Source organism: Acinetobacter sp. YH12046 (genome assembly GCF_013419905.1).
Classification (GTDB): domain Bacteria; phylum Pseudomonadota; class Gammaproteobacteria; order Pseudomonadales; family Moraxellaceae; genus Acinetobacter.
Genome location: NZ_VOZF01000048.1, coordinates 1 through 11,305, shown reverse-complemented (window position 1 = coordinate 11,305; position 11,305 = coordinate 1). Strand labels below are relative to the sequence as shown.

10 protein-coding genes and 6 pseudogenes are annotated in these 11,305 nt (G+C 36.8%); 8 read left to right on the top strand and 8 right to left on the bottom strand.

The genetic code is table 11. The features are described 5' to 3' along the window. Positions 1 to 123 precede the first annotated feature (123 nt). Positions 124 to 477, bottom strand: a pseudogene (locus tag FTU03_RS15245) (transposase zinc-binding domain-containing protein); the annotation flags it as partial. Between the two features lie 192 nt (positions 478 to 669). Between FTU03_RS15245 and FTU03_RS15240 the strand changes: the two are divergent. Continuing rightward, positions 670 to 1,835, top strand: a protein-coding gene (locus FTU03_RS15240; protein WP_119285041.1) for an IS3 family transposase whose coding sequence is annotated in 2 segments (ribosomal slippage) — positions 670 to 928 and positions 928 to 1,835 — 1,167 coding nt in all. Because the reading frame shifts where the segments join, the coding sequence is not laid out codon by codon here. Between the two features lie 234 nt (positions 1,836 to 2,069). Continuing rightward, positions 2,070 to 2,528, top strand: a complete 459-nt coding sequence (locus FTU03_RS15235; protein ID WP_077170035.1) for a DUF523 domain-containing protein — start codon at positions 2,070 to 2,072, stop codon at positions 2,526 to 2,528. Positions 2,529 to 2,654: 126 nt separating this feature from the next. Here the strand turns inward: FTU03_RS15235 and FTU03_RS15230 are convergent, their stop codons facing one another. Further along, positions 2,655 to 3,443, bottom strand: coding sequence for an aminoglycoside adenylyltransferase domain-containing protein (locus tag FTU03_RS15230; protein WP_038350081.1), 789 nt, complete (start codon positions 3,441 to 3,443; stop codon positions 2,655 to 2,657). Between the two features lie 277 nt (positions 3,444 to 3,720). Here FTU03_RS15230 and FTU03_RS15225 point away from each other — a divergent pair. Continuing rightward, a protein-coding gene (locus tag FTU03_RS15225; RefSeq protein ID WP_099046175.1) for an IS3-like element ISAba14 family transposase occupies positions 3,721 to 4,865 on the top strand; the annotation gives its coding sequence in 2 pieces (ribosomal slippage) (positions 3,721 to 3,985 and positions 3,985 to 4,865; 1,146 coding nt in all). Positions 4,866 to 5,037: 172 nt separating this feature from the next. Here the strand turns inward: FTU03_RS15225 and FTU03_RS15220 are convergent. Further along, a complete protein-coding gene (locus tag FTU03_RS15220) occupies positions 5,038 to 5,259 on the bottom strand; it encodes a helix-turn-helix transcriptional regulator (protein WP_004658364.1) in 222 nt (73 codons plus the stop codon). 194 nt (positions 5,260 to 5,453) lie between these two features. Between FTU03_RS15220 and FTU03_RS15215 the strand changes: the two genes are divergently transcribed. Next, positions 5,454 to 5,705: a hypothetical protein gene (locus tag FTU03_RS15215; protein WP_004658363.1), complete on the top strand. Its 252-nt coding sequence runs from the start codon at positions 5,454 to 5,456 to the stop codon at positions 5,703 to 5,705. Positions 5,706 to 5,957: 252 nt separating this feature from the next. On the opposite strand, the pseudogene FTU03_RS15210 reads toward FTU03_RS15215, so the two are convergent. Further along, positions 5,958 to 6,101 (bottom strand): annotated as a pseudogene (locus FTU03_RS15210) (antitoxin HicB); the annotation flags it as partial. Here FTU03_RS15210 and FTU03_RS15205 point away from each other — a divergent pair. Continuing rightward, positions 6,101 to 6,325 (top strand): annotated as a pseudogene (locus tag FTU03_RS15205) (efflux RND transporter permease subunit); the annotation flags it as partial. The pseudogenes FTU03_RS15210 and FTU03_RS15205 sit on opposite strands and share 1 nt — an antisense overlap. A gap of 84 nt (positions 6,326 to 6,409) precedes the next feature. Here the strand turns inward: FTU03_RS15205 and FTU03_RS15200 are convergent. Then, on the bottom strand, positions 6,410 to 7,297 hold the full coding sequence (locus tag FTU03_RS15200) for a cation diffusion facilitator family transporter (RefSeq protein ID WP_127800877.1): 888 nt from the start codon (positions 7,295 to 7,297) through the stop codon (positions 6,410 to 6,412). Continuing rightward, positions 7,284 to 8,015: a transglutaminase family protein gene (locus FTU03_RS15195; protein WP_005245162.1), complete on the bottom strand. Its 732-nt coding sequence runs from the start codon at positions 8,013 to 8,015 to the stop codon at positions 7,284 to 7,286. Before FTU03_RS15195 ends, FTU03_RS15200 begins: the two co-directional genes overlap by 14 nt. 79 nt (positions 8,016 to 8,094) lie before the next feature. On the opposite strand from FTU03_RS15195, the gene FTU03_RS15190 reads away from it, so the two are divergent. After that, a complete protein-coding gene (locus FTU03_RS15190; protein ID WP_179989169.1) occupies positions 8,095 to 8,508 on the top strand; it encodes a Cd(II)/Pb(II)-responsive transcriptional regulator in 414 nt (137 codons plus the stop codon). A gap of 41 nt (positions 8,509 to 8,549) precedes the next feature. Here the strand turns inward: FTU03_RS15190 and FTU03_RS15185 are convergent, their stop codons facing one another. Both FTU03_RS15185 and FTU03_RS16340 read right to left on the bottom strand, forming a co-directional pair. Next, on the bottom strand, positions 8,550 to 9,749 hold the full coding sequence (locus FTU03_RS15185; RefSeq protein WP_005245164.1) for an integrase arm-type DNA-binding domain-containing protein: 1,200 nt from the start codon (positions 9,747 to 9,749) through the stop codon (positions 8,550 to 8,552). A 185-nt stretch (positions 9,750 to 9,934) separates the two neighbouring features. Further along, positions 9,935 to 10,036: pseudogene (locus FTU03_RS16340) on the bottom strand (recombinase); the annotation flags it as partial. Positions 10,037 to 10,526: 490 nt separating this feature from the next. Between FTU03_RS16340 and FTU03_RS15180 the strand changes: the two are divergent. Both FTU03_RS15180 and FTU03_RS15175 read left to right on the top strand, forming a co-directional pair. Next, positions 10,527 to 11,003 (top strand): annotated as a pseudogene (locus FTU03_RS15180) (transposase); the annotation flags it as partial. A 33-nt stretch (positions 11,004 to 11,036) separates the two neighbouring features. Then, positions 11,037 to 11,300 (top strand): annotated as a pseudogene (locus FTU03_RS15175) (integrase core domain-containing protein); the annotation flags it as partial. Positions 11,301 to 11,305: the final 5 nt, after the last annotated feature.

The following is an 11,305-nucleotide window of genomic DNA, read 5'->3' as shown; positions in this document are numbered from 1 at the left end:
TACCAGCGTACGGCCCACAGAATGATGTCACGCTGAAAATGCCGGCCTTTGAATGGGTTCATGTGCAGCTCCATCAGCAAAAGGGGATGATAAGTTTATCACCACCGACTATTTGCAACAGTGCCGTTCAGGCAGTACTTCATCAACCAGCAAGGCGGCACTTTCGGCCATCCGCCGCGCCCCACAGCTCGGGCAGAAACCGCGACGCTTACAGCTGAAAGCGACCAGGTGCTCGGCGTGGCAAGACTCGCAGCGAACCCGTAGAAAGCCATGCTCCAGCCGCCCGCATTGGAGAAATTCTTCAAATTCCCGTTGCACATAGCCCGGCAATTCCTTTCCCTGCTCTGCCATAAGCGCAGCGAATGCCGGGTAATACTCGTCAACGATCTGATAGAGAAGGGTTTGCTCGGGTCGGTGGCTCTGGTAACGACCAGTATCCCGATCCCGGCTGGCCGTCCTGGCCGCCACATGAGGCATGTTCCGCGTCCTTGCAATACTGTGTTTACATACAGTCTATCGCTTAGCGGAAAGTTCTTTTACCCTCAGCCGAAATGCCTGCCGTTGCTAGACATTGCCAGCCAGTGCCCGTCACTCCCACTCTATTGATGTGTGCTTAAAAAACAGGAGGGTTTAACTTGGTAAACTATACATACTCATTAGGAGTTTACCATGAGCAAGAAACAGAAGACTTACACCGCAGAATTTAAAGCTGAAGCCATAAAAGCCATTGAAGAGAACCAAGGTAATGTATCGGAATCCGCTAGACAACTTGGCATTTCAATGCAAACCCTTTCGAACTGGAATAACAAAGCAAAGGCTGGAACTTTAGCAGGCACAAAACAGTATTCGCCCGATCTAAACGCCTTACTCGAAGAAAATAAGAAGCTTAAACAACAGCTCAAAACAGCTGAAATGGAACGTGAATTTTTAAAAAAGGCAGCAGCGTACTTTGCCAAAGAAAGTCAGTGAGGTACGCCTATATGAAATCGCAAAGCCACTTATTTCCGATTATTTTAATGGCTCGATTACTTCGTGTATCCGTTTCTCGCTTTTATGATTGGCTAAAGCGAGGCATGAGTAAAAGATCAATTCAGCGAAATCAGCAGACAATTTTGGTCAAAATAGCCCATGAAGAAACCAAACAAAGCTATGGCTATGTTCGATTAACCAAGCATTTACAAGCGCAAGGTATCAAAATAAGTACGTATGCTGTGCGCCAAATAAAAAAATCAAATCAGTTGTATTGTAAGCGCCATAAGCGTTTCAAAAGAACCACGAACAGTGATCACAACCGTTCTATTTATGACAATTTACTCAAGCAACAGTTTTCAATGACGAAGCCTAATCTTGCGTGGTCGAGTGACATTACCTACATTTGGACGGCTGAGGGCTGGTTGTACTTGGCAGCTGTCAAAGATCTTTACACGAAACAGGTTGTTGGCTATAGCTTAAATGAGCGCATGACAGCCAAGCTTGTTTGTGATGCATTGAATATGGCTATTCGCAATCAGAAACCTGCTAAAGATCTCATTGTACATTCAGATAGAGGCAGCCAATATTGCAGTAATGAATATCGAAACTTACTTGAGAAATTTGATTTTCAGGGTTCAATGAGCAAAAAAGGCGACTGCTTTGATAATGCACCGATAGAGAGTTTCTGGGGCATACTCAAAAATGAACTAGTCCATCATCGCAACTACAAAACAAGGGAAGAAGCCAAAGCGGATATTACAAAATATATAGAGTTATTTTATAATCAGCGAAGAATTCAAAAAGGCTTGGATTTTAAGACACCAAATCAAATGGCAGAAGACTTTTATCGGTTAGCTGCCTAGAATCTCCCAAGTGAAAGTCTCCTGCTAATTCAGCACACATCACTGTTGATAAATTTTCTAAACAAAAAGGATCAAACTAATCTATAAGCTTTGTGGGTTAGAAAAAAAATAACTCACTTTGCATTGATCATATTTAAATTCTTGTTTTATCCATAGCACTAACCTATTAATTTTAAAAAATAATAGGTACTGGCTAAATAGCAAATCGATACATATCTTTTTCATAGAGGAAATATGATTTTAGTAAGTTCTTGTCTGGCTGGCTTAAAGGTACGTTATAACGGGACGCATAGCTTAAACGAAAAAATCGAAAAATTAGTCAAAGATGGAAAAGCTACTATGGTATGTCCAGAGATTCTTGGCGGTTTATCAACACCACGCGAACCTGCCGAGATTTCGGGAGGTAATGGCGATGATGTCTTAGATGGAAAAGCCTGTGTAATTGAAAAATCAGGAAAGGATGTGACTTCAATCTATATTGAAGGGGCATATAGAACTTTAAAAAAAGTTCAATTATTAAAAGCTACTCTGGTAGTGCTTAAAGAAAATAGCCCTTCATGTGGTAGTTCAATGATTTACGATGGTCAATTTAATGGGAATAAGATCTATGGCAATGGAGTTACCTCCGCTTTGCTTAAACGTCATAATATAAAAGTCATTTCAGAAGAAACTTTTTGGCAACTTTTACCCTAGTTCCTCCGCTTTTATTTAAAATCTTCATGCAACTCCAACCACGCCCCCCTTTGCAATATCAAGTCTCTTCGGTATTTAGAGATATAGTGAGGTAATAATCTAAGAAGCATATCCATTACTTCCACATCAGTTAAAAAGTAGTGGTTCAATTTTATGCTGTAATTCTTTAACAATTTTAGCAAGCTGATCATGTAAAACTAACCAACATTGCTCATGACCTTGCCCAATATATTCATCTATTATGAGTTGCAAAATGTCTTGATCTATCTGACTTAAGAATTCTAAAAACCATGTCGCAGCAACATCCTTGGCAACTATTGTTTTATGATCTAATGTATAAGCTATACGGCATAGCGCTAAAATTTGATTACATTCATCCTGATCGTCTTTCCAATGAGCAATAATTTGTGGATAAGTTTTTTGCATGGCAAATATTAATTGTTCATAGCTAATTGGATTTAACCAATCGCAAATATCAGGTCCAAAGATAGTAATGTTATGTAATTGGGCAGTTTTAAGTAAAATACTAATATCTGGATCAGATTGACTATAAAGTAATTCACCTTTGAGTAATTCTTCTCTCAACCACTCGCCATATTGTAGCTGATATGTATATGGATGATTTTTATTGGTAATACTCCCTTTTTCTAATATCGTAATTTCTAAGGCACGCGCTGTAGCATGACCAATCGGAACAGATATATTTAGAAAATTCTGCGCTAATTGTTTTCTTTCCTGATCGGTAATTTCACGTTCAATAATAACTAAAATATCAAGATCACTTTTATGTTTTAAACCACCATCAACATACGAACCATATAAATAAATAGCATAAAGCTTATCTTTAAAATTTTTTTGTAAAAGCTGTTTTACACTTTCAACTTGGCGACACTCTTCATCATTTAAGCTTTGCATATGATTTTTAATTTAAAAAAATAAGTAATGAATTCATAGAGCATTATACAGAATAAGTGTAAATAATTTAATCAATTAGTAAATAACATACTATTTTTACAATATATTTACTTTCAATATAGAGTTTAATACATAAAACTCTATCAATCAAAAAAAGCTTGAAACAACATCTGAATAGTAAGAGTCATTTCCTCCTCACTTAGAGATGGATCCGGAAATTTGAACAACTCCTATAAGTGATACTCTGCTCCTCAAATGATGTTATAAACATCAATATATGGAGTATTTTATGGCACGTAGACCAAGAAGAAATCATTCAAACGACTTTAAGGCTAAGGTAGCACTTGCTGCGATCAAAGCAGAAAAAACACTTGCTGAATTGAGTTCTGAGTTTGATGTTCATCAAAACCAAATTATTGACTGGAAAAATCAATTGATCTCAGCTTCCTCACAAGCTTTCGATCAATCAAAAGCTCCATCAGAACCTCCCATTGATCTTAAAAAGTTACATGCAAAAATCGGTGAGCAGGCATTAGAAATTGATTTTTTAGAAGGTGTGTTGAAGAAACTGGGCCGCTTCAACCACAAAAGTTAATCGATCACTCACTTCAGATTTCAGTATCTAAACAAGCTAAGTTACTGAAAGTCTCTCGTGGTTGTTATTATTATCGCCCAAAACCTGTTAGCTCATCAGATCTGAAGCTGATGCGATGTATTGATGAATTACATATGCAATATCCTTTTGCAGGCAGTCGTATGATGCGTGATTTGTTGAATCGTCAAGGGCATCATATAGGACGACGTCATACACGTACTTTAATGAAGAAAATGGGTATTCAGGCGTTATATTGCAAACCAAATTTAAGCCAGGCTAATCAAGCTCACCGTAAATATCCATATCTGCTCAAAGGATTGGCTATTCAGCGCAGTAATCAAGTGTGGTCTACTGATATAACGTATATCCCTATGGCAAAAGGCTTTGTTTATTTATGTGCTGTGATTGATTGGCATAGCCGCAAGGTACTTGCGCATAGGGTATCGATTAGTATGGAGGTGGATTTTTGTATTTCGGCTTTAAATGAAGCGATTGAAAAATATGGATCACCTGAAATATTGAATACAGACCAAGGCAGTCAGTTCACCAGTGATGCATTTATTGATGTATTGAAATCAAATGGCATTCAAATCAGTATGGATGGTAAAGGTCGATGGGTAGATAATGTGATGGTTGAACGATTATGGCGGAGCGTTAAATATGAAGAGGTGTATCTCAAAGCTTATAGCAGTGTCACAGATGCGAAAAAGCAATTGAGTGCATATTTTGAGTTTTATAATCTGAAACGACCTCATTCGAGTCTAGACAAAATGACACCAAATGAGTTTTACTATGATCAGCTACCCCAACAAAACAAGGTGGCTTAACTAGAGCGGAATATCACTTATAAATACGCTTTTAGTTGTTCAAACAAGTGGAACCACCTCTGTTTGTAATGATATTTTATAAAATTCAATATTAGATCTGCAGAGAAAAACTTATCAAACTAAGTATTGGCTAGTCTTTTTCTTCGAAAAACTTATCAAACGAAGTATTAAGTTAATCTTTTTCTTCAACTTCTTCCTTAAACTCAAACAAATCATTCATCGTACAGTTAAAGTACTTACACAACTTATCGGCGACTGGTAATTCAATACGTACAGCACGGTCATAATACATACTTGTGAGCGTGTTGCGATTGATACCTGTTGCATGCACCACTTCACTTAATTTTAAAATTTTTCTATCGCCCATGAGGCTAGATAACTTACAAGTAATCATATTTAAATTAATTTACAAAAAATAACTTGCTGTGGGTTATTTGAAGTTGTTGACTGAGTAATACTTTGCTAAAATTAACCTACAGCAGGTTATTACAACTTATAGAAAGTATATTTTATCCATTTCAACTAAATTATAACTTTTTAAATATAAGGATTGAACCTGCATTAGATTATTTTGTGGAGATGACCGCCGTGTTACCAAATGAGTTATTGATCAGCCAGCAAGCTCGTGACTTAGGAAATCAATTAATTAAAGAAATGAACATCAATAGAAGTTATGGAATGGCTAATTTTCTTGGAGTAAATACTTGCTATGATAATCATCAGGCTGTACTTATTTGGACATTTCAACTGCTTGAAAGGGAACCTGCCTTAAATGAATTAGCAGAAATTAAAAAATATTTTCTTTTAATCTTTCCAGATAGTGTTTATCAATTAGCCTAAGTTGTTTTTAAAATTAATTTATTAAATAAAAAGCACTAAATCAAAGAAAGCTTTATTTAAAAATACCTATTAATTCAAAAACATACCATTTACTGAATATATGAAGCATAGGTTCCTGCTCTATCACTCACTCGTACTAAAATTACATCGCTCTTTTTACTGATACTAAACAATTTATGTCCACGCCACGTTCTGCGGCTTCGAGGGCTAGTTTTTGTTGAACCACTGAGAACAAGGACAACAAACTGCCTACTATATTTTCCCGGAGAGTGGTGTAGGAACTTTTTCATTATTGCTAATCATATCAGCGACAACATCAGCAACGAGCTCCTCTATTCCTGAGAATGCTTTAGACTGATCCGCATCAAGCCAAGACAATGATGGAAACTCAGCACATCATTCGTTTAAGACCTATTTTAATGACGGCACTGGTCGCAAGTTTAGGTTTTATTCCAATGGCGTTAAACACTGGAATTGGTGCAGAAGTACAACGACCACTAGCAACAGTTGTTATCGGCGGTATTGTATCTTCTACAATTTTAACTTTGTTTGTATTGCCTATTTTATATCAATGGGCGCATGGCTCTGAGAGTAGCAAACAGCAATCCGACGAAATTTAAAATCAAAAAAAGCAGCTTAATTACTAGGTTATGCCTAATTAAGCTGCTTTTAATATTGTATGCCCAACATTTTATTGATAAAGCTTACTGCGCTTCATCCCGACAATTTTCATTTAAAAACTCAAACTCTATCGTTGTATGCGATAAATGATAGGAAGATAATTTAGCTGCAACTTCTTGTTTAAGCCTAATTAATTCTTTAACGTCAAAGTTGTCACTCAGCTCAAGGTGCGCTGTTAAAACGTGACTTTCACCATCTAGTGACCAAAAGTGCATGTGGTGGATACCATTAACTTCAGGAAATTCCATTAGTGATAGTTTAATACGCTTTTGAGTCTCTTTATCGGGTGCAGCTTGAAGAAATAAAACGAGTGTTGATTTCAGGTTTTTGAAAACATTAAACAAGATGAACAGCGTGAACCCTATTGATAAAAGGGGATCTAATATCGGCAGTTCAGCGAACAACAGTACGATAGAGACTATAAGAACGGCAACCCATCCAAGTACATCTTCAAGAAGGTGCCATGTCAGCACTTTCTCATTTAATGTTTCACCCGCTTTTAATTTTAATACAGCATATCCGTTAACGGCAACGCCGAGTATCGCTAGCCCTAACATCCCCTCGACTACAGGCATTTCAGGATTGGACAGCTTTGGAATTGCTTCAAATAAAATCCAAATTGAGCCAATGATTAAAACAATACTGTTTATCAATGCGCCAAAGAGAGTAAGTCTACGATAACCATAACTAAACTTATCTGATGCTTCTTTATCTGAAAAACGACTTAAAATCCACGCAAAACCTATTGAAAGACTATCACCAAGATCGTGAACTGCATCTGCCATTATCGCCGTACTGTTAGTGAGCCAACCACCTATAAATTCGATAATAGTGAATGTCACATTAAGGAAAAATGCCCAACCAATACGGTCATCTTTACCATGTTGATGACTATGATTATGGTTGTGCATTTTGTACCTCTAGTACTTTTCTATTTCTTAGTTTTGATACATTCATATTAATCAAGTGACGTATCAAGCGTTGATATATCCAGCGTTTGAACCCCGACAAGTTAGTCCCTTTTTCGAGATAGAACTCATCAGGGGAATCATAAAGCCCAAAGTCATCATGAATACCTTCTTTTTGAATATAGGTATTTTCTCCACGCCAATCTGTATCTGGTGATGAAAAGCACTTTGTTGCAACACCATAACCACAAAAATCATCTTTTACTTGGTCAAATTTCTCCTGTAGAGAGCTTAAGTATTGCTCATCCAATATAAAGCCCTCTAAGTTTATCCAACGCCCTTCAAAGTAAACTTCTACCCAACTATGAATGATGTATTTAGGTGCTAACCAAAATACATAGCTTGGGATAGCACCTTTTTGTAGTTGCTGGTCTATGGTAAACCCATGAAATCGGCATTGAATGCCTAGTCCACGCAATAGTGCCATTAACAGATTACCCTTAGTATTACATTGTCCATAACCATCTGCTAGCACATCGCTTGCTGCAATATCATCGCTTTCATTATAACCAAAGAAAATCTCATCTTTTACAAACTGATAAGCGGCACCAATTTTGTTGAAGTTATCCAAGTTTTTCCACCTACGTTGATCGATCAAGGATTGGATATCTTTGTGTTCAAAATTAACGATATTCGTATTGTTTAAATATTTCTCAGTCATTTTTTATATATCCTTTTCGTTGCATACTTATACTATAGACTCTATAGTAACTATAGAGTCAAATGTCTGGGGGAAATTGATGAAAATAGGCGAATTGTCAAAAAAATCGGGCTGTTCAATACAAACGATTAGATATTATGAAAGAGAAGGATTTCTGTTAAATCCAAATCGTTCAGAAGGTAATTTCAGGCTGTATGATAGCAAAGCACTTAAACAATTGGAATTCGTAAAGCATTGTCGCAGCCTAGATATATCACTCAATGATATTAAACGTCTTATCGAATTAAAAAATAAGCCAGAAGAAAGCTGCTCTAGCGTTAATGCATTAATTGATCAGCAACTTGCACTAGTGAATAAACGCATGAAAGAATTAAGGGCGCTTAAAGCTGAATTACAACAAATGGCTAGTGCTTGTGGTTCGAACAACCCAACATACTCATTATATTCTGCTGACCATGTAACACGGCAAGTATATTGTTTACTATCCATTTGAAACCCCATAATGTTTTAAGTCTATGTATAAAAGTACGATTTTCACTTAGCAGTACTTAAATAATCACCCCACCACTGCATCATTTCAGTCCGCTGGGCTAAATAGTCAGCGTGATTATAGCTGGCACGGGTACGGTTCTTATCAATATGTGAAAGTTGTGCCTCAATCCAGTTATCCTGGAACAAACCTGAGTCATTCAAAATGGTACTAAAAGTGGAACGTAGTCCATGAGAGGATAATTGATGTTTTCCATAGCCCATCTTACGTATAGCCATATTTAATGTATTAAAATGAATCGGTTGATTATGTTTCCGTGGGCTAGCAAAAATGTACTTTTCACCGTATGACCATTGCATGACGTCTTTTAAAATATCTAAAGCCTGATCTGAAAGTGGAACTAAGAAGTCGGGAATCTCATGGCCTAATATGACTTTTCGTCGAAACTGTTTAATATGCAAGGCAGGTATTTTCCAGACTTTTTCATTTAAATCAAAATGATGAGGCTCAGCCAATAACAATTCAGCCCCTCGCACGCCAGTATGTAATTTGAACAGCAGTGCTTTTTTAATAATCGGATGGGCATCCAATTTTTGTAATTTATACTTAAAATCAGATATATCCTCCGCTTTCAAATACGGATAATTTTTCTTGATTTTACTGTTAATGGCGATTTTATTTAAACCATGCGCGATGTTGAATTCACAATAACCCATCGCTACAGCGTAGTCATAAATTTGGTTCAAATAACTACAAGCTTTCTTGACAGGTTCTTTTACTTGGCGTCCCTCTATTTTTTTGATTACTGAAACCAGGTCATAACGCTTGATGTTTTGAAAAGGTAGATCCTGAAGGTCTGGATAAATATCTTGCTGTAAGCATCTTTCTGCTAACTGTAGTACACCACAGCGGGGTAGATCGTTGAAGGCATTTTTCAGTTTGAACTGTAACCACTCCTCCCCGACCTTACCAAAGGTGATGACATTAGAGGCAGTATCTTGTTCAAAACAGAAATCATTGTCTTTAAAGTCATCTCTGACTTGTCGTGCCTTTTTCAGCGATAAATCAGGATAACGACCTAACTGAATGCGTCGACGTTTTTTAGTTTGTGGATCTGTATAGCGATAGCACCAAGATTTTCTTCCACTCGGCTCAATCTTCAGGCTAAGCCCATCTTCATCGGATAAAAAACTGGTTTTTTCCTTACAATGAGCTTGGCGAACTTTAATTTCAGTAAGACTCATGGAATTTAAATGAAACCTAACAATGGGTTGATTGGATCAATTATATCAAAATAGAACGCTTTATGTATGATGCGTACACTACGCATCATATAGATTTGTAAAGTATTGTTTTATAAATTTATTATTCAATATACTTTAATTTTAGTAACCAGTAGGAGTACCACTTCTTTTTTAGTTCTCAAATATCACGTTTTTTTTGACGCAATGATTCTATCTCGGACTTCGTCAGCTGTTTTACGAGAGATGAGGATATACTTTACCTCCCACTCTGTGAGCCTTTCAACGTCTCACGGCTCTATTTAATGTTATTGAATAATCAATGGATACCAGTAAAGCCTTTTAGGTCTGCTATTGTTTCTAATACAATAGTCTCCACGATCAAGGATTGGACTCAATGCATATTCCAGCATAAACCTACCACCTATTCCTATTCGCACCCTACCACTCATTCCTATTCCAAATCGGCCACTTAGGGTTTATTCAGTAATAGAATTTAAAGGCTTTATTGCCCAAACCTATATTCTTAAAAGCTTATTCAGCAATATAATTCTTAGATAAATTGCATATTCTTATCGTAAAGGACACTGATTCTTCTTTCATTTGGACAGTTACTATGAATTCACTTCCGTCCTAATAATCTGCCCCAAAAGCTTTTTGGCTTCCGATTCGGATCGGCTTTGTTGCACAAATACCTAAGAATATGATTTTATTAAATTTATTCTTAGGTTGAAATTTTCACAAACCTTTAAAAATCAGTGCCTTGCAAAATGTTTATGCAACAAAGCCTATTTAAATCGGCAACTTGAACATATTGATAAGTTAATAAATAATCACATAGATCAAGATCCAACATTGAAACAGGATTTGAAATTACTGCAAACTATTCCTTCAATCGGTGAACGATCAGGCTTATTACTGTTGGGGTTATTTCATTCGCACAAGTTTGAAAAAGCAAGTCAAGCTGCTGCATATGTAGGTTTGGTTCCAGTACATCAGTTGTCTGGCAGTTCAGTCAACAAGCAAAGTCACTTATCAAAAGCAGGTGACAGTAAAATACGCTCAGTATTGTATATGTCGGCATTAACAGCGATTAAATATAATCCACACATTGAAGCTTTATATCAACGATTATTAAACCAGGGTAAAAATAAAATGTGTGCTTTAGGTGCTGCAATGCGCAAGCTTATACATCTGTGTTATGGCGTTTTAAAACATCAGACTGCCTATCAAAGAGATTATTTAGTGGTCGAATAATCTCAAAACCTGATTGACTACCAAGACGGTATCTCAGGTCCCGAATTTATCAGTCACGAATTTGTGCGCTGGGCTACTGAGCACGGTATTCGTATTGAATATATTCAACCGGGTAAGCCACAGCAGAATGCGTATATTGAACACTATAATCGGACCATACGTTATAGTTGGCTGAGCAAGCATTTATTTGATACTTTGGATGAAGTACAAGATTATGCAACAAACTGGTTGTGGCATTACAACCATGAAAGACCACATCAAGCTAACAAAGGAAAGCCACCTCTAATGGCTGCTTAACCTCT

Coding starts and splice junctions, on each gene's coding strand:
- FTU03_RS15195 (WP_005245162.1), bottom strand. CDS start 8,015: ATGACTGAGAAATATTTAAACAATACGAATATCGTTAATTTTGAACAC.
- FTU03_RS15190 (WP_179989169.1), top strand. CDS start 8,095: ATGAAAATAGGCGAATTGTCAAAAAAATCGGGCTGTTCAATACAAACG.
- FTU03_RS15230 (WP_038350081.1), bottom strand. CDS start 3,443: ATGCAAAGCTTAAATGATGAAGAGTGTCGCCAAGTTGAAAGTGTAAAA.
- FTU03_RS15235 (WP_077170035.1), top strand. CDS start 2,070: ATGATTTTAGTAAGTTCTTGTCTGGCTGGCTTAAAGGTACGTTATAAC.
- FTU03_RS15220 (WP_004658364.1), bottom strand. CDS start 5,259: ATGATTACTTGTAAGTTATCTAGCCTCATGGGCGATAGAAAAATTTTA.
- FTU03_RS15200 (WP_127800877.1), bottom strand. CDS start 7,297: ATGCACAACCATAATCATAGTCATCAACATGGTAAAGATGACCGTATT.
- FTU03_RS15185 (WP_005245164.1), bottom strand. CDS start 9,749: ATGAGTCTTACTGAAATTAAAGTTCGCCAAGCTCATTGTAAGGAAAAA.